The following is a 17,511-nucleotide window of genomic DNA, read 5'->3' as shown; positions in this document are numbered from 1 at the left end:
AGAAGGGAGGCGCCCCGCGTACGGGCCGGGCCTCCCGGAGCTCCGTGAGGTCAGGCCATCGGTGGATTGGCCGGTAGTGACCGAACGTGAGGAGTTTCAATGGCGAGCAAACGCCCGCTCAGGGCGACGTTGGGCATCGCCACGGCGCTGGCCGTGGGTTGCGGGGCTGCTGTGGTCGGGGCCGTGGCCCCTGCATCAGCATTGTTCGGGGACGTGGAGATCACTCCCATCGAAAGCAACATCGCCGGGAAGTTCTGGACCACGGCGAATGCGAGCAGCGGCGAGTCGACCGCGGCGCTGGCGATCGACCAGGACGTCGACACTGCGTGGCTGGCGAGCGAGCCCGAGCCGGGCCAGTGGGTGAGTCTCGACCTGGGCGGAGCCTACGACAACGTCAGAAAGGTCCGGGTTGTCTTCCCGGACGCCGGTGCGGTCTACCAGTATGTGGTCGAGACGTCGGCGGACGGCGAGTCGTGGCAGGTCATAGCCGACCATGCCGATAACGCCCAGGCATCGCGCGGATCGGTCGACCTCTTCACCCAGCCCGGTACAAGGCACGTGCGGGTGACGATCACGGGGACCTCACCCGGCGCGGCCGTGGGCGTGAGTGAGATCTCGGTGTACAACTATCTCCGCGACGACATTGTCCTCGGTGCCGACGCTTCCTGGGTCGACGATGACGTCACCGCGGGACGAAACTACTGGGTTCATCCTCGGGAAGAAGATCGAGGAGCCGGTCCTCACCTGCTCGATGTTCTCAAAGACCGTGGCCTGGACTACACCCGGCTGCGTATCTTCAACGAGCCCCGTAGCGAGGGAAGCGGGCAACTGACATCGCCGGCATTCCAGAGCCCGGAGCGTTCCCTGGAGGTGGCAAAATGGATCAAGGACAGGGGGCTCTCTCTCGGCATCGACTTCCATTACGCCGACTCGTGGGCGGACCCGGGCAAGCAGCCCAAGCCACGAGCCTGGGCGGAGCTGGAGTTCGACGACCTTGTCGACGCACTGTACGAGTACACGTACAGCTACATCACGGAGCTGGTCGATCAAGGCACAACACCGGACAAGGTCGCGATCGGCAACGAGGTCAATAACGGCTTCCTGTGGGGTAGCGAAGCTGCGGGCATGACCGAGGGACCGGTTGTCGGTACGGCGAACCCCGCCTACTTCAGGAACCAGGCGGCGATCTATCAGTCCCAGCCGGGTGGCGGACTGCTCTGGCCCTACATGAACTCTGACGATCCTGTGGAGCAGCAACTTTACGCTGAGGCTTTCGACCGGTTCGCTACTCTGCAGGCTGCCGGCATACGCGCGGTCCGCGACGCCTCGCCCGGAACCAAGGTCGAGATCCACTCGCTGGTCGGCTCGGGCGTCGGTGCGCCGGTAGGGCCAGGAGTGGGGAATCAGGAGATCAGCGGCATCGAGAAGGCCATGGAGATGTGGAACCAGACCCTGTCGAGGCTGGAACACATGGGCCAGTTCCCGGATGTCATCGGGCTGTCGTACTACCCCGAGTACCACGGCACCATCGACCAGCTCGAGTACAACATGCACACGATCGCTACAGCCTATCCGGAGCTTGAGATCGTGAATGCCGAGACGTCGTATCCGGCGTCCGGCGGGGGAGGCACGCCGATGCCGAACGCGACGTTCCCCCGCACGATTCAAGGGCAGGCCGACGCGATTCAGCGGGTATTCCAGGCGAACAACGACATCGTCGACAATCAGGGCGGCGGCGTCCTGATATGGGAACCGGCGCGGTGGCAGTCCATGTTCCGTTCGGTGCCGGGTATGCCGAACACGTGGGAGCCGCACGCGTCGATCGACATCTACAACCTCAGCCATGCCGAGCACATCTGGGAAGACACCGTGTTCAGGACTGTGCGCGTCGGTGGCGACATCGTGCTGCCCGACGCGGTGAGGGTATTGACCACGGCCGATGGCTCGGTGGTCTCCGCACCTGTGGACTGGGAATCCCTTGCGGGCGGCGCAACCAGTGAGGCAGGCGTCATCTCGGTGGCCGGATCGACTGAGTACGGGGATGTGACCGCGGAGTTCGATGTGGTCGACGAGTTCGTCGGATTGGAATGCGACGAGGTGATCTCGGGTCGCCACGCTGGGTCGCTTACCGTCGACTCGGGTGTGACGTGCCTGGATGGCTCGACCGTTTCCGGTCCGGTGTCTGTTGAGGCTGGTGCGTCGCTGGTCTCAGATGGGTCCCAGATATCGGGTCCGGTGATCGCGCGGGGCGCCGAGACTGTCCTACTGTGCGACACCAGGGTGAGCGGGCCCGTGACGCTCACCGGCTCCGCGTCGGTGACTCTGGGCAATCCGGCGTTGGGCTGCGCGCCGAACACCTTCTCGGGCCCGGTCACGGTGACGGGTACTGCTAACTGGAACGTGATAGCCGGCAACTCGATCTCAGGGCCGCTGTCGTGTACTGGCAACGCGGCGGCTCCGGTCGACAACGGATTGCCGAACCGGGTTGCCGGTCCTAAGTCCGGACAGTGTTCGGGCTTGTGACCCGTTAGCTCGCTCGAGCGAATGTGGGGGAACGGACTTGACGTCCGTTCCCCCACATGTGCGTGTGCACCCTACGTACTGATGATCACTACCCGTGGATCAGCTCAATGACTGGCGCAGTTTAGTCAGAGCCTCGGCCAGAGCATCGAGCCCCGCCCGCTCGGCCGTGCGAGCGGCGTTGTCGAGCTGGGCGAGGCCGGCCCGGTGCTGCGGACCGTCGGTGAACCGCTCGGCTCGGTCGATCGCCTCCTGGATCTCGGTGGCCAGCTCGCCCGCGAGCAGACCGGCACGAACGGCTTGGTCGTAGTGCCACCGCACATCCGCGAAGCTCGGGACAAAGATCAGTTCTCCCGTCACTGTGTCCCGCCGGTAGCCTTCGAAGAACTCCCAGATGTCCGGCGCGGACAACGGGTAGTTCACGTGTGCGAGGTCGCTTACCGCTGCCAACTTCATGACCACGCCGCGGTCGTTGGAAAGGGTGCCGACGTGTGCGTCCTTTTCGCCGATCTTGTCCCACCGCTGATCGTCAAGCTCAATGCCGTAGAAAGGATTGACCGACAGGTCAGGTGCTTGCGGCACGTCCACGCCGTTCAGGGCACCGTATGCGCGCAAGGCCGTGTAGACGCTGCGTGAGCTGGCTGAAACCGGCAACTGTCCGATGTCGTCGTTCACACCTTGGAGCATGTAGATCGGCACCTCGTGGTTGGGCGCGGCGATCGAGCGCGCCAGAGCGATCTGTGCGTCGCCGCCTCCGAACGGAGCTCCCAAGCCTGCCACGGCGGCGAAGAGATCACGCTGCTCGAGTGGCCAGGACTGCGTCTGGCTGGCACCGAGTGAGAAGCCGAAAGCGTAGACGCGCCCGGTGTCGATCTGCGGGTATTTCGCGGCGAGATGTTCGACGAGCCGCGCGGTCGAGTCTGCATTGAAGTTCAGCAAGCCGAATCGGGAACCCTGGTTCTCAGCGGAGACCATGATCGCGCCGGTCTCAGCGACCTGTTCGATCCAGCCTCCCCGCTCGGCGATGTGCTGAGGCATGTCGGTCGTTCCGTGCAAGAGCACGATCAGGGGCAAGGTGCCTGCAGGCGCTTCGGCTGCAGACTCGGGAATGTACTCCTGCCACATGTACTCGCCCGTCGACGACCCCAACGGGTGGGTCACCGGGGTTTGCCGGACCCCCAGTTCGTCAAGTCGATAGGAGAACAGGGCGAAGCCGTCACGTGTGACGAAGGGATCTACCCGCCCCGGATTGTTGTCATCGAGGTAGATGCGATAGTTGTGGCTGAGGAGATGTTCCCACGCGGATGAGAACGACTCAGCGAGGCTCTGACCGCTGTCCGCCGCAGCGACCACCCGCACCAGGGGGTCGGCTGGATCCTCATAGACCGTTACCCCGCCCTCAGTGCTCACCGGAACGGCTTGGTTCGCCGACACGTATTGGTCGGCCGCGGTCGCGTCGCCGTGGATATAGGCCGGGATAGGTGCATGCGGCGTGACCGCCGAACTCATACTCCCGCCGTGGGTGAAGATGCCGGCGATGGACCACGAGTTCTGCGAGATGACGTTGTTCACGAAGGTGGCGCCCTCGCCGATTCCGATCACCTTCATGTTGGTGTGCTGCCACGTGGCCTGCCGCGGCAACTCGCTGAGCAGCGAGAAGTAGGACTCGAGGTCCGCCTCGGCGTCGTAACTCACGCCGTTTGTCGGATTGATGACCCACGCCCGCGTCGCGTATTCAGTCAGATGCGTCGCGAGCCCGAGCTCATCGATGAGTTCGGCCGCCCCGGCCGCGTCGACTGCCTCATCGGGATAGACGAGATACCGCGGGGCGATCGTGGGCTCGCGCTTGGTGAAATCGTAAGCATCTCGTTCGTCGAACAGCCAGACTTCGGTTCCGATATCGGGAACAGCGACTGGATCGAGCGCGGCCGTCGTCGAAGACGCTTGGGCAGCCACCGTAGTGGATACCAAGGTGCACGCGACGACGGACGCAGCCAGCACATTGGCTCTCCGTCTCACAGCAGACCTCTCCTTCACAGGGTTCTCCCTTGCTTGTGTGGGGTTGTTCACGTAGGCCGGATTTCTCTATGGCCCGCACAAGGCTGCGTTGGGCAGCTTCCACGTCAGGCCGCGTGGTGGAGCCACGTCGAGGGCGTATGGACAGAAAAGACGTGTCCATACGCCGAACGAGGCGCCCGCCAACCAAGGGCGGGCGCCCCTACCTGCTCGCCTGACACCGAGACACTCCCTGGGGGAGTGCTCGATCCAGGGCCAGGGTTACGAGACCGTCTGGAATTCCACGGATGCGGCTGTGAGTCCCGGGGAGCTCGCGCTCACCGATACCGTGCCTGGCTCGTCGGCCGATTGCACGATCGCGAGGAGGCGGCCCTGAGATGCGTTCCGGGCCTCCAGACGGTAGTCCTGCCGGTCCGACATGTTGCCGTTGTCGGAGCCGAGGTACGTCCCGTTGCCCTGTACCGACCAGGTGACCCGGTTGTTGGCAGTCGGCACCACCAAGCCGTTGGCGTCCACGATCTCGGCCGTGATGTGTGCGACGTCGCGGCGGTCGGCGGCGATCTTGTCACGGTCCACCGACAGCCTGATCGCGGCCGGTCCAGAAGTGGTTGTCACTTCGGTTGTGACGGCGACGTTGTTCAGCTTGCGGCCCACGGCGCGGAGGGTTCCGGGCTCGTAGGGAACGTCCCACGCCAAACTGAGATCCGATGTGGTGCGTGGCGTGTTCCGCTCAGGCGGGTAATTGTTGTACGCCTCGACCATTCCGACCGCCGGATGCCAGTAGCCCTTGGTGCCGAGTGACCGGCCGTTGAGGAAGAGCTCGACCGAGTCGCAGTTGGTGTATGCCCTCACTGTCACGCGCTGTCCGGGTTGGGCGTTCTGGTTCCAGTGCGGGAACAGGTAGACCATAGGCTCTTCGGTCCACTGGCTTTGATAGAAGTAGAAACCGGGCTTCTTGAACCCGCACAGGTTCATCACGCCGCCGCTGAACCCACGGCTATTGGGCGAAGACGCCTCTCCGAGGTAGTCGAAGCCCGTCCACATGAAATCGCCGGACGCGTAGTCTCGCGTCGAGATGAACTTGTACTGGTTCTCGACGTCGACGCTGTGGTTGTTGGTGATGTTCCCGCTTTCCGACCCCACCATGGGCTTGTGGCCCCACTTCTTGCGGTCGACCTCCATGTAGAGGTGCGCACGGTCACGCCACCGGTTGCAGTAGTTGTACCCGATAACGTCCATCTCGGCGATGAACTCGTCTGTGGTCGCGGCGCCCGGACGCTCGTGCCCCATGCGGTCGCAACCGACGGTGACGAGTCGAATGGGATCCTCGCGGTGGAACACCTCAACGAGACTCCGCAAGGTGTGGTGTCCGTCCGGATCTCCCTCGGGAGACTGGTCGGCGACCTCATTGCCCGCGCTCCACAGAACGACCGATGGACGGTTGCGGTCGCGTCGGACGACGTTCACGATGTCGCGCTCGTACCACTCATCGAAGTATGCGCTGTATCCGTTCGGCTCCACCTGTGGCTTCGGCGCCTTCCACTCGTCGAGCACCTCGTTCATGACGAGGAAGCCCATGCGGTCGAAGAGGTCCAGGACCTCAGCGGCGAAGGGGGTGTGACCCGTCCGGATGGCGTTGCAGCCCATCTCCTTGAGGAGCTCCAGCCGGCGCTCCCACACCCGCACCGGCACCGCGGCACCGACCAGCCCGGCCTCGTGGTGAATGTTGACACCGTTCATCTTGACCTGCTGGCCGTTGATCAACAGCCCCTTGTCCGCGTCGAACACCGCGGTCCGGATCCCGATCGGGGTGTCGTACACGTCGACGACGCCCTGCGTCTGCCTGCCAGAGCCCGATCCAGTCCGTACCGTGCTCCGGATGGTGTACATGGTGGGATCCTCGACGGACCACAGTGCGGGATCGTCGACGGCCAGCTCCTGGGAGAACGTGTGCTCCCGACCGTGCGGGATGTTCCGGGCGGACTCGACCGTCTCTACTGTCTTGCCGTCCGCGTCGATCAGGTCCGTCTGCAGGGTGACCTGGGCGGGACGCTCGCCTTCGTTCTCCACCACTGTCTTGATCCGCAGCGTGGCGGCCTCGGCAGAGGCTTCTTCGACGATCACCTGGGTGCCCCACTGAGCGATGTGTACTGCGTGGGTGGTGGTCAGCCAGGTGTGGCGGTAGATACCGGAGCCGGAGTACCACCGGCTGTTCGGCTGGCGGGAGTTGTCGACTCGTACGGCGATGACGTTTTCGCCTTCGACAAGATGAGGCGTGAGGTCATAGGCGAACGGGACGTAGCCGTACGGCCGGTCCCCGAGGTGTTTGCCGTTGATCCAGACAGAGCTGTTCTGGTACACGCCGTCGAAGTCGACGACGACGCGGCGGTCTGCGTCGGTCGTGGGTGCGGTGAACCGCTTGCGATACCAGCCGATCCCGGTCGGGACCCACCCGCCCGGTCCGCCGGACGGCTCGCTCGGGCTCAGCGGGCCCTCGATGCTCCAGTCGTGTGGCAGGTCGACATCGTCCCAGCCGGCGTCGTCGTACGACGGGGCTTGGGCGCCTTGGGGATCATCGCGGAGAAACTTCCAGCCGAAGTCGAAATTCTCGCGTGCGCGGCCGTCTTGCGTCTCGTCATCGGCGGCATACGCGATGGCCGTGCCCGCGGTGGCGGAGCCGACGCCGGCCGCGAGCAGGCCGACCCCGAGGGTTGCGCCGCCTCTGATTATTTGACGCCGGGTAGTTGCGCCAGTGGTCGAGGTTTGTTCGCTCATTAGTCCTTCTTCCTCGCTGAAAACGGACGGAACCAACACGTGTGATCGCGGGACATAGGCGCTGCCGCGTTCACGGGGATGCAAGGTGGGCCGCGGCATGGCTGTGTGGCAGCAGTTGGCCCGGATTCAAGGGACGCAGCATGCGAGGCCGTGAGTTCCATTCACTCCCCCATCTTCGAACTGCATATTATGCAGTTCAACTGCAAATCATGCAGTGTATGAATAATCGGTCTTATCCACACGAACTGTCAAGGGTGAGACCTCGCGCGGGGCTCAGCGGATCGTGGAATCGGCGGCGTTGAGGGAGCTGAGGTCCGCGCGAGTCGGCAGCCCTTCCCAGTCGCCGGCGCACGCGACCACGAAGGACGCGGTGGCTATCGCTCGTGCAAGTCGATGTGGCACGTCGAGTCCGTCCAGGCGCGCCGATAGGTATCCGGACACGAAGGCGTCGCCCGCCCCGATCACGTCGACAACCCGGACCGGACGTGCCGGGCTGGAGATCTTTTCATCTCTGGTGAAGACCGTGGCGCCGGCCGCGCCGCGTGTCACGACCAGCTCGGACACGCCGCGGTCGAGCAGTGCGCTCACCTGGGCTGTCTCCGAGTCGCCGCCCGCCACGAGTTCGAGCTCGTCGTCGGACGCGATAAGCACGTCGATGTGGGGCACGAGTTCAGTGAGGGCTTCGGCTGCCTGCTCGCGCGTCCACAGTCGTGACCGATAGTTCACGTCCAGGCTCACAGTCACGCCGCGTGCCGACGCGGTGGACACCGCTTCGGAGACAGCGGCCCTTGGCCCGGAACCGAGTGCGCATGTGATTCCCGTGACATGGAGCACTTTGGGAGGTGATGCGAGTGCTGGAACGACATCCGCGGGTTCGAGATGTGACGCGGCCGAACCTGCTCTGTAGTACGTGACACGGGTGATCTCAGAGGTTCGAGGTTCGCTGACGAGCAAGCCGGTGGTCCCACGGCGATCGACGCGGGCGCCGGACACATCCATGGCCTCGGCCCGGAGCGTGCGCAGGACGAGCGCACCGGGCTCGTCGTCGCCCACCAGACCCAGCCATCGGACCGAGTGACCCAGCCGGGAAAGTCCGATGGCGACGTTCGACTCGGCGCCCGCCATGGAGATCGTCGCCGATTGATGTGTGGAGAGCGGTCCGTCTGCCCGTACCGTGATGAGTGATTCGCCGAACGTGAGCACATCGACACTCTGCGAGGTAACGGATTCGGTCGCGCTGGCCGTGGTCACGTCAGGTGTCCGAGATTGGTCGTCGACAGTTTCAGCGCGGTATCGGCGCCATGAGGTCCGATCGCCAGCTCACTCACGCCTGATCGCCTGCCCCAACTAGGCCAGAAAGACTCACTCGCGACCTCCCACTGCACATGACGCAGGATCTCTGCGTAACATGCAGTGAGGCTAGATAAGTCTTTCCGGAGTTGTCAATGGCGCGGAGGTGGGGAAGTTGTGACGGAGCTGCGGGGCGAGGTGGGGAATCCCCAGGCCAAGGTGGCCGTGGAGTACTGTCAGGCGATCATGCGTGGAGGGTCGGCCGATGGCCCCACTCGCTGGTGGACGTTTGTACTGCTAAGAGGTTGAGGTGAGGCTTCATGACGCAATCTGTTGACCGTGCGGTCGAGGCGCTGATGTATGTGGCGAGCCAGCCACGATCAGTCGGGGACGTGGCGAACCGGCTCGGCGTCCATTCCACGACAGCGCTGCGAATTCTCCACACGCTGCACGGCTGGCGGCTGTTGGACAAACGGCCGGACGGTACGTATCGGCTCGGAGCCGCGGTAGTCGAACTGGGGCAGCGTGCCCTTGAGTCGTTGGATGTGCGCGAGATCGCCGCACCGTTCATGCAACAGCTCCACGCCGCCACGGGCGAGACTGTTCACCTGGCGATCCTGGAGAACGGTCACGTCATCTACATCGACAAGATCGAGAGCAAGCATCCGGTGCGCATGTACTCACGGATCGGCCTGATGGCCCCGCTGCACTGCACTGGAGTGGCGAAGGCGATCTTGGCTCACCTTCCCCCGGCGGACGTCGACCGGCTGCTTACGAGCATTGACCTGGAGAAGCACACCCCGCACACGCTCACGACACTTGAGGCACTCCATGCGGATTTCGCGCGATCCCGCGAGCGCGGGTACGCAATGGACGAGGAGGAGCACGAGCTGGGGATCCACTGCGTTGCCGCGCCCATTCTCCATGCTGACGGCGGCGTTGCGGCATCGTTGAGCGTATCCGCGCCGGCGATGCGAGTTCCGCGAGAGCGGCTGATGACCTTCGTCGACCCCTTGCGTCAGGCGGTGGCCGGGGCCGCCGCGGAGCTCGGGCGTCCTTCGACTTGACCCCCGGCTGCTTGGTTGCCGGCGACAAGGTGGTAGCGAGCGGTTCACGCGCCGGCAACCTTGACATGCTGCTGCCAGAGGCTTAGGTTCGTGCTGCGAATAACGCAGGCCTGCTGCAGAGTGCGCAGTCAGGAGAATTGAACTCGGCTCGACGAAAGGTGCTGTAATGAATGCTGCGACAGCGCGCACGTCTCTGCAGCCCTGGAAGAAGGGCTCGCTCGCCCTGATTTCCGGGCTGCTGGTGCTGACTGCGTGTGGAAGTGACGATGGCGCTGCCGACGACGCGGACGGTGGCGAGGGCAGCGCCGAGGAGATCGTGCTCGACTTTCCGAGCTGGCAGGCGAACGAGCCTGGACACGGGGAGGCCCTTGCCGCGATCATCGAGGAGTTTGAGAGCAGGCACGAGGGAGTAACCGTCAACCTCTACGCCGTGAGTAACGAAGACTTCCAGAATCAAATCGTTACGCGACTGTCGGCAGGCGACCCGCCCGACATCATTCCGTCGGGAAACCACTTCTTCGCCTTCGCGGCGACGGGTCAGCTCGAGCCGTTGAACGACCGGCTCGAGGCCAGCGGACTGCTTGACGAGTGGGAGAGCTTCCAATCAGAGCGCGTCGTCGACGGTGATCACCTCGCGCTCACCATGCACGCGCTCACTCGCATGCTCTATGTGAACGAGGAATACCTCGACGACGCTGGCCTCGACGGGCCGCCGACCAGCCCGCAGGAGCTGTCCGCTGCCGTGGACACCCTTGCAGCGAACCTTGAAGAGGGCGTCTCCCCATGGGGAGCGACCACGACCACCCACTCCAACTTGTTCGGTGAGTCGACTGCATTCATCGTCGGAATGGGGAGCCAGTGGATCGTTGATGGTGAGTGGGCGGTCACAGCGCCGGCGACTGTCGAGGCCATTGAGCTCTACCGCAGCTTGGCGACGCAGGCGCCGCCCGGCCTCGACGGGGGAGGGTACCGCCAGCTACTGGCGGACGGACGGGTCGCCATGTCGCAAGACGGAAGCTGGGTCATCGCCACGCTGGACGACACCGCGCCGGAGGACATCCGGCCGAGCATTGCCGCCGCCGTGCCACCTTTCGAGAACACCCTTGCACTCGTCGGTACGTCCTTGTCGATCCCGGCCGGTATCAGTGACGAACGCAAGGACCTGGCGTGGGAGTTCATCCAGGTGGCAGCTGAGCCGGAGTTCCAGGGTCAATGGGCGGGTTCGATCGACGCCGCACCGGGCCGCACTGGTTCGATCCCGCAGGAGCGCATCGACGAGCGTCCGGAGCTGGCGATCGTCGCGGACACGATCGCCAGCGCTCAGCCGGAGTTTCCGGACAGCGAGAACTTCCGGGCCAACTTCGGCGAGATCGAAACGCGAATCATCGACGCCATGATGCGGCTCCTCACCACCGATGCGGACACGCTCGAGGTCCTCACCGACCTGGAGAACCAGCTGGCCGGCATCACAGAGCCGTGACCTGCTCCAATCGCTGGTGGACGCGGTGCTACCGCGCCGCGTCCACCGGCAAGTCACCGATGCCGAGGAGATCGCCCAGATGACCCTGACTGGCGCCCGGGATACTCCGAACGCCGCCGACACCCCGCCCAGGCAGCCGCGATGGCGGCTCTCGCTGTCGGCGAGGAACAGTTTCCTCTCTTACGCGCTGCTGGCGCCGTCACTCGCGCTTGCGCTGGTGTTCATCGCCTTCCCGATCTACATGATCGTCAACCTGAGCCTGCGCGATGGCCGCACCATGGTGATGAGCGAGGTCGGCGATCTGCCGTTCACGCTGAACAACTACACCGGCGTGCTCACTGACCCGGAAACCTGGGACTCACTGCGCATCTCGGCGATCTATACCACCGCGACCGTACTCGGGGCGATCGTGGTGGGCATGAGTACGGCGCTTCTCCTTCGCCGTCGCCTTCCGGGACGACGGTGGTTGCGGACGCTGATCCTCATCCCCTGGCCGATCCCTGGCGCGATCGCCACCGTCGCATTCGTGTGGATGCTGGACGGCACGTATGGAGTGGTCAACTACCTACTCCGCAATCTGGGGATCGTCGACGAGAACATCGCGTGGTTTTTCAACCCAGACACGGCCTTGATCGGCGTGCTGATGCCTACGGTGTGGATCGCCTATCCGCTGTGCACGCTCATGCTGCTCGCGTCGCTGCAATCCGTGCCCGAGGAACTCTACGAAGCGGCAAGGGTCGACGGCGCCACACCCCGGCAGCAGTTCCGGCATGTGACTTGGCCGGCCGTGCAGAACACGGCGGTGCTAGCGATGATCGTGACCGGATTGTGGAGCTTCACGACGTTCGACTTCATCTACGCGATCACCCGCGGCGGACCAGACGGTGCGACTCAGACCCTCGCGGTGGCGATCTACAACCAGGCGTTCCGGTTCTTCGACATGCCTTATGCAGCGGCACTCGGGGTGGTGACGATGGCCATCGCGAGCACGGTGCTCCTGGCGTTGTTCCCCGTGGTCCGCAGGAGGTTCTTCTAGTGGTCGACCTGCCCAGGCGCACACCGATACCCACACGAGTGCTATCCGAAGGGAGGCGGCCGTCGTGACATCGTGGCGGATGCGCGTTCTCCGGTACATGTTGATCTTCGCGCTGATCATCGTGCTGCTGTTCCCGGTCTACTGGATGGTGCTCACGGCGCTGCTGCCGACACGGATTTTGCTGTCGCCGTCGCCGCCGTTGATCCCGCCGATGGCCGAAATCAACTTCGATTCCTTCTGGCGGGTGTTCGAACTTCGTCCCGTCGAGACGTGGCTGGCCAATTCGGCGATCGTGACGTCGGGGACCGTTGTCGCGTGCGTCGTGCTGGCGACGATGGCGGGGTACAGCTTGTCCAGGCTGGCGTCCAAGTTCGCTCTGGCGGTGGGCTACAGTCTTTTCCTGGTCCGCCTCATCCCGGCGACACTGCTCGTCATCCCCTTGTTCATGATGTTCGGCGCGATCGGCCTCAACAACACGCTACGCAGCCTGGTGATCGCCAATACCGTGATCATCGTTCCATTCGCGGCCTGGCTGATGAAGTCGTTCTTTGACTCCATCCCGGTCGAGTTGGAGGAAGCCGCGCACGCCGACGGCTGTTCCCGGCTTCGAGCGTTTCTGATCATCGTCTTGCCGCTGGCCAAGCCAGGCATCGGAGCGGTAGCCATCTTCTCTGCCATTCTGGCCTGGGGAGAGTTCACCTTCGCTCGAACGCTGATCCAGGGCGACGCTGGCGTGACGGTGACCGTCGGCCTCGTCAGCTTCGTCGGCGAGTACACCGCGGACTGGGGCGCACTGATGGCCGCGGGGTTACTCTCCGTCGGCCCGATGGTGCTCCTGTTCATCCTGCTTGAGCCGTTGCTGATCAGCGGTCTGACCAGTGGAGCCGTGAAGTAGGGCGTGGTCAGCGCACCCGACGAGTTAGAGGGAGAAATCATGACGAACCGGCTGCGTAGCAACCGCTATTTCGGCGGCTACAACCAGCAGTCGCTCGTCCGCAACGGCCACATGCAGGGACTGGGGTTCCCGGACGGCCTCCTGCGGTCGGGCAAGCCCCTGATCGGCATCGCCGACACTCAATCCGAGCTGAACCCGTGCAATGCCCATCTCGGCAGCATTGCGGAAGCGGTCAAGCGCGGGGTCTGGGAGGCGGGCGGCGTCCCAGTCACCTTCCCGACCATCAGCCTCGGTGAGCCGAATATGCTGCCCACCACCATGCTTTTCAGGAACCTGATGAGCATGGACGTCGAGGAGACCATCCGCGCCAACCCCATCGATGGCGTCGTGCTGCTGGGCGGCTGCGACAAGACCACACCGGCGTTGCTCATGGGCGCCGCGAGCGTCGATCTACCCACCTTGATGGTCACCGGCGGCCCGATGCTCACCCCGCGCTTCAGGGGCCGGACCATGGGTACGGGCACGGATGCACGGAAGATGGCCGATGACGTGCGAGCCGGAAGAATGCGCCCCGAGGAGTTCTTCGCTGCCGAAGGCTGTTACGCGAGGAGCGCCGGACACTGCATGGTGATGGGGACGGCTTCCACCATGGCGAGCGTCGCGGAGGCGCTCGGCATGCAGCTGCCTGGAACGTCGTCGATTCCCGCTCCGGACTCTGCCCGGCTCCAGGCGGCCCACCGCGCAGGCCGGCGAATCGTGGACATGGTCCACGAGGACCTGCGCATGTCCCAGATTCTCACCCGGGGTGCGTTCGAGAACGCCGTGAAGGTGTCGGCCGCTCTGAGCGGTTCCACCAACGCGGTCCTGCATCTGCTCGCCATCGCCGGCCGCACTGACGCGTCGCTGGAGCTGCGTGATTTCGACGACTGGATGCGCGATGTGCCTTGGCTGGTCAACCTACGTCCCGCCGGCGAGTACTACATGGAGGACTTCCACTTCGCCGGGGGGCTGCCGGTGGTTATGCAACGCCTTGGGGAGCTGCTCGCCACCGATGCGATGACCGTCACGGGCCGGACGGTCGCGGAGAACGTCGCCGATGCCGAGTGCTTCGACGACGACGTGATCCGGCCGGTGGATCGCCCGTTGGGTATCGGAGCGGGAACGGCCGTGCTCTACGGCAACCTCGCGCCCGACGGCGCAGTGATCAAGCAGGCCGCCGCCAGCAGCGACCTGATGCAGCACCGCGGCAAGGCCGTCGTGTTCGACACCATTCAGGAGTGTGAGGCGCAGATCCACGATCCTGACCTCGACATCGATGAGAACTCGGTGCTGGTGGTTCGCAACTGTGGTCCGCGTGGATATCCGGGCATGCCGGAGGTGGCCAACCTGCCGATACCGCGGAAGCTCCTGGAACGGGGCATCGACGACCTCGTCCGCATCTCCGATGCCCGGATGAGCGGCACCGCGTACGGCACCGTCGTGCTGCATGTCTCGCCCGAAGCAGCCGCGGGCGGGCCGCTCGCCTTGGTGCGCACCGGTGACGAGATCGTCTTGGATGTGCCGGCACGCACCTTGTCATTGCAGGTCGATGACGCTGAGCTTGATCGCCGCCGCGCCGCGGCGAAGCGGAGCGGCTCCAAGTTCTCCCGTGGGTACGCCAAGCTGTATGAAGACCACGTCACGCAGGCTCACCAGGGCGCGGACTTCGACTTCCTGGTCGGTCGGGGGGACGACGCGCCGCACGGTGGCGATCCGTACCTCCCACCCGATGACGACGACGCGTTGTTGCGGCAAGCGTCGTTGGCTACGCCTGTGGAGGCTCGCGATGGCCAGGCCTGAGCCTGACTTCAGGGGCGTCTACTCCATCCCGGTCACGCCGTTCACCGAGGACGGCGACCTTGATGAGCACGCACTCGGCCGAGTAATCGAGTTCACGGTGGAGGCGGGGGCGCACGGACTCGTGACGCCGGTGAACGTCAGCGAGTTCTTCACCCTCACCGGAGAGGAACGGCAACGCGTGGTCGAGTTGACTGTGCGCTTCGCCGCAGGTCGGGTGCCCGTCGTGGCGGGCGTCACTGGCGAATCGATCCCGCAGGCGCGCGCCAACGCCGTGCATGCGGCGGGAGCGGGGGCTGATGCGGTAATCGCGGTGCCGCCGTACATCCGCCGCGGCACCTGGCCTGAGGTGATCGCCTACTACGAGGCCATCGCCTCGGCCAGCGCCTTGCCGGTGTTTGTCCAGAACGTCGATGGGCCCACGGGCACCCAGATGTCGGCCAGTCAACTGCTGGAGATCGCTGAGCGCATCGACGGCGCCACATGGGTCAAAGAGGAGTCCGGCCAAGCCGGAACCGTGCTTGCCGGCCTGGCTGCAGATACGTCAGGGCTGATCGCCGGCGTCCTGGGCGGGAAGGGCGCGCGATACATCATCGAGGAGCACGCGCGCGGCATTGACGGCACCATGCCCGGTTGCGAGTTCTCCGACATCCACGCGGCGCTGTGGAGCGCACTGCAGGCCGGCGACGAGATCACCACTATGCGTATCTACCGGCACCTTCTGCCGTTGGTGACTATGGAGGACCAATACGGGACGATCTTCTGCAAAGAGGTGCTGAAGATGCGTGGCGTCTTGTCCAACACCGTCGTCCGGGAACCTGGGGCGCCTGTCATCGACGACACGGTCCGGGGAATTGTTCGCCGTCTGCTGGACGACGCCCTCGCCGCGGTCGAGCCAGAGTCGTCGAGATGACCTGAGATCTGGCGTTTCGTTCTGAATGGTGATCGCTCTGGTGGCGGGCGACCCAACTCTGATAATTTCCGGCAGGGTCCGCAGAGTGCGGGCCGGCACGGTCAGATGGGACCACACCGGAGGATGTCATGCGCGTGACGGCGCTCGTCGTCGCGGCGTCTATCGCGGCGCTCGCCGCGCAGCCGGCGGTGGTCAGCGCCGCGAGCGCCGGCACCGTGCTCGCGAGCGCGGCCAGCGGCTGTGCCGGGCATGGGTCGGACATCACCGGTCAGGTTCGCGGGACACTGTCGAACGACAATAAGACGCTCGACGTCGTGCCGGTCGATGATGCGTTCCGTCTCACCGCGGTCGGCGTGACCGGCGGCGGGCAGCTGGAGATGTACACCGGCGGATCGTTCACCGGCCTCACCGCGCCTCCCAACCGGGGCGGGCAGACGCCAGGAATCAGCGGCTGGTTCGCGTGTGGTGTCGCCGTTTCGCAGCCGCCGTCGTCGCCCCCACCCGATCCGTCGGTCACGCCGAGCCCGTCGCCCACCGACACACCCGAGCCGACGAGAACGCCTGAGCCGACGAGAACGCCGGAGTCGCCGGCGCCCGAGACCACTGACACTCCCGAACCCACGGACTCTCCGGCCACCCAGGCGCCTACCGGAGAACCCTCGCATCCGCCCGTGCCCACCTCCATCCCGGCCGGGCTGGCTCCGGCCGATGGCGGCGGGGCGTTCGGGGCGCTGGGCGTCGCTGGTGCCGGCTGTATCGCGGCGGCCGGGGCGGTCCTGCTGTTCCGTCGCCGGCGTGCCGATGGCTGAGTGGGTCCCGCGGCATCGTCGCCGTGCTCCGGGGGGCGTGGTGCTCTACGTCGTGCTGGGTGCGGCGCTGGTGCTGGTGGCAGGGGCCGCGTGGGCCGTCGGCGCGCTGCTCTCCGGCGGTGACTCGTCGTCGCTGTTGTCGCGGGATCGCGACGATGTGCCGGTCGAGGCTCGGCCGGACACCGTGGACGATGAAGCGGACGACGACGAGGAGGGCTACCGGATCTGGATCCCCGCGATCAGCGTGACCGCGGGCTTGGTGGGCATTGACAGTGACGACGAGCGGGTGCTGCTCCCGCCGGAGGACCCGGCGCAGGCCGGGTGGTGGGCCCCGGGCGCGGCCCCCGGGGCGGACGCCGGCACGGTGCTCGTGGTGGGGCACTCGGCCGAGTCCGGCGATGCGGTCTTCAACCACGCCGGCGAGTTGAGCGAGGACGACCTGATCGTGATCGGGGACGCCGAGCCGTTCGCCTACCGCGTGCTCTCCGTAGAGGTGATCAGGCGAGACGAGCTTCCCGGCCGCTCCGCCAAGCTCTTCACACAGGACGGTCCGCACCGCCTCGTCCTCGTGACTTGCGAAGGGTGGTCCGGCGAGGACTTCGACGCGAACGTCGTCGTCACGGCCGAGCCGGCCCGTTAACCCACTCTGGGGATCTCCGAATGATCATGTAAACCATGTTTTCCCGTGCTTCACCATGCCTGCAGGCATGGTGAAGCACGGGAAAACATGGTTTACATGATCATTTTGGGCTCTTGTGACATGTCCGTGGGTGGGTTGAGCGTGTCATAGCAGCGCACGCCGTTCTTTCCGCCTAGGTTTTTGATTGTCGAAGATCAAAAACAAGGTGTGAGGAGAACGGCGTGCGTGGCGCTA

The 17,511-nt window shown here is 65.0% G+C and carries 12 protein-coding genes; 9 read left to right on the top strand and 3 right to left on the bottom strand.

All coding sequences use genetic code 11. The annotated features are described in order from the left end of the window. Nucleotides 1-99 precede the first annotated feature (99 nt). Nucleotides 100-2,523, top strand: coding sequence for a glycosyl hydrolase 53 family protein (locus G1H11_RS24165; RefSeq protein ID WP_163821194.1), 2,424 nt, complete (start codon nucleotides 100-102; stop codon nucleotides 2,521-2,523). Nucleotides 2,524-2,622: 99 nt separating this feature from the next. On the opposite strand, the gene G1H11_RS24160 is transcribed toward G1H11_RS24165, so the two are convergent. The 3 genes from G1H11_RS24160 to G1H11_RS24150 form a co-directional block, all read right to left on the bottom strand. Beyond that, the gene (locus G1H11_RS24160; RefSeq protein ID WP_163821193.1) at nucleotides 2,623-4,539 is read right to left on the bottom strand and encodes an alpha/beta hydrolase; all 1,917 of its coding nucleotides are present in this window, start codon (nucleotides 4,537-4,539) and stop codon (nucleotides 2,623-2,625) included. A gap of 258 nt (nucleotides 4,540-4,797) precedes the next feature. Next, entirely contained in the window at nucleotides 4,798-7,311 is a 2,514-nt protein-coding gene (locus tag G1H11_RS24155) for a glycoside hydrolase family 2 TIM barrel-domain containing protein (protein ID WP_163821192.1), read from the bottom strand. A 273-nt stretch (nucleotides 7,312-7,584) separates the two neighbouring features. Continuing rightward, nucleotides 7,585-8,562, bottom strand: coding sequence for a PfkB family carbohydrate kinase (locus G1H11_RS24150; RefSeq protein ID WP_163821191.1), 978 nt, complete (start codon nucleotides 8,560-8,562; stop codon nucleotides 7,585-7,587). Nucleotides 8,563-8,921: 359 nt separating this feature from the next. Between G1H11_RS24150 and G1H11_RS24145 the strand changes: the two genes are divergently transcribed. The 8 genes from G1H11_RS24145 (at nucleotide 8,922) to G1H11_RS24110 (ending at nucleotide 17,277) form a co-directional block, all read left to right on the top strand. Then, complete coding sequence (locus G1H11_RS24145; RefSeq protein ID WP_163821190.1) at nucleotides 8,922-9,668, top strand: IclR family transcriptional regulator; 747 nt, start codon at nucleotides 8,922-8,924, stop codon at nucleotides 9,666-9,668. Between the two features lie 166 nt (nucleotides 9,669-9,834). Further along, complete coding sequence (locus G1H11_RS24140; protein ID WP_163821189.1) at nucleotides 9,835-11,148, top strand: ABC transporter substrate-binding protein; 1,314 nt, start codon at nucleotides 9,835-9,837, stop codon at nucleotides 11,146-11,148. A gap of 79 nt (nucleotides 11,149-11,227) precedes the next feature. Continuing rightward, nucleotides 11,228-12,184, top strand: coding sequence for a carbohydrate ABC transporter permease (locus tag G1H11_RS24135; protein ID WP_163821188.1), 957 nt, complete (start codon nucleotides 11,228-11,230; stop codon nucleotides 12,182-12,184). Nucleotides 12,185-12,248: 64 nt separating this feature from the next. After that, nucleotides 12,249-13,079, top strand: coding sequence for an ABC transporter permease subunit (locus G1H11_RS24130; RefSeq protein WP_163821187.1), 831 nt, complete (start codon nucleotides 12,249-12,251; stop codon nucleotides 13,077-13,079). A gap of 39 nt (nucleotides 13,080-13,118) precedes the next feature. After that, nucleotides 13,119-14,918: an IlvD/Edd family dehydratase gene (locus tag G1H11_RS24125; RefSeq protein WP_163821186.1), complete on the top strand. Its 1,800-nt coding sequence runs from the start codon at nucleotides 13,119-13,121 to the stop codon at nucleotides 14,916-14,918. Continuing rightward, a complete protein-coding gene (locus G1H11_RS24120; RefSeq protein WP_163821185.1) occupies nucleotides 14,905-15,828 on the top strand; it encodes a dihydrodipicolinate synthase family protein in 924 nt (307 codons plus the stop codon). Before G1H11_RS24125 ends, G1H11_RS24120 begins: the two co-directional genes overlap by 14 nt. A gap of 128 nt (nucleotides 15,829-15,956) precedes the next feature. After that, nucleotides 15,957-16,637 carry a hypothetical protein gene (locus G1H11_RS24115; RefSeq protein WP_163821184.1) on the top strand — a complete coding sequence of 227 codons (681 nt, stop codon included), beginning with the start codon at nucleotides 15,957-15,959 and terminating at the stop codon, nucleotides 16,635-16,637. After that, nucleotides 16,630-17,277, top strand: coding sequence for a class F sortase (locus G1H11_RS24110; RefSeq protein WP_163821183.1), 648 nt, complete (start codon nucleotides 16,630-16,632; stop codon nucleotides 17,275-17,277). Before G1H11_RS24115 ends, G1H11_RS24110 begins: the two co-directional genes overlap by 8 nt. Nucleotides 17,278-17,511: the final 234 nt, after the last annotated feature.

Source organism: Phytoactinopolyspora alkaliphila (genome assembly GCF_010550695.1).
Classification (GTDB): domain Bacteria; phylum Actinomycetota; class Actinomycetes; order Jiangellales; family Jiangellaceae; genus Phytoactinopolyspora; species Phytoactinopolyspora alkaliphila.
Note: the sequence above shows the minus strand (reverse complement) of the source record. Positions and strands in the feature narration are given on the sequence as shown.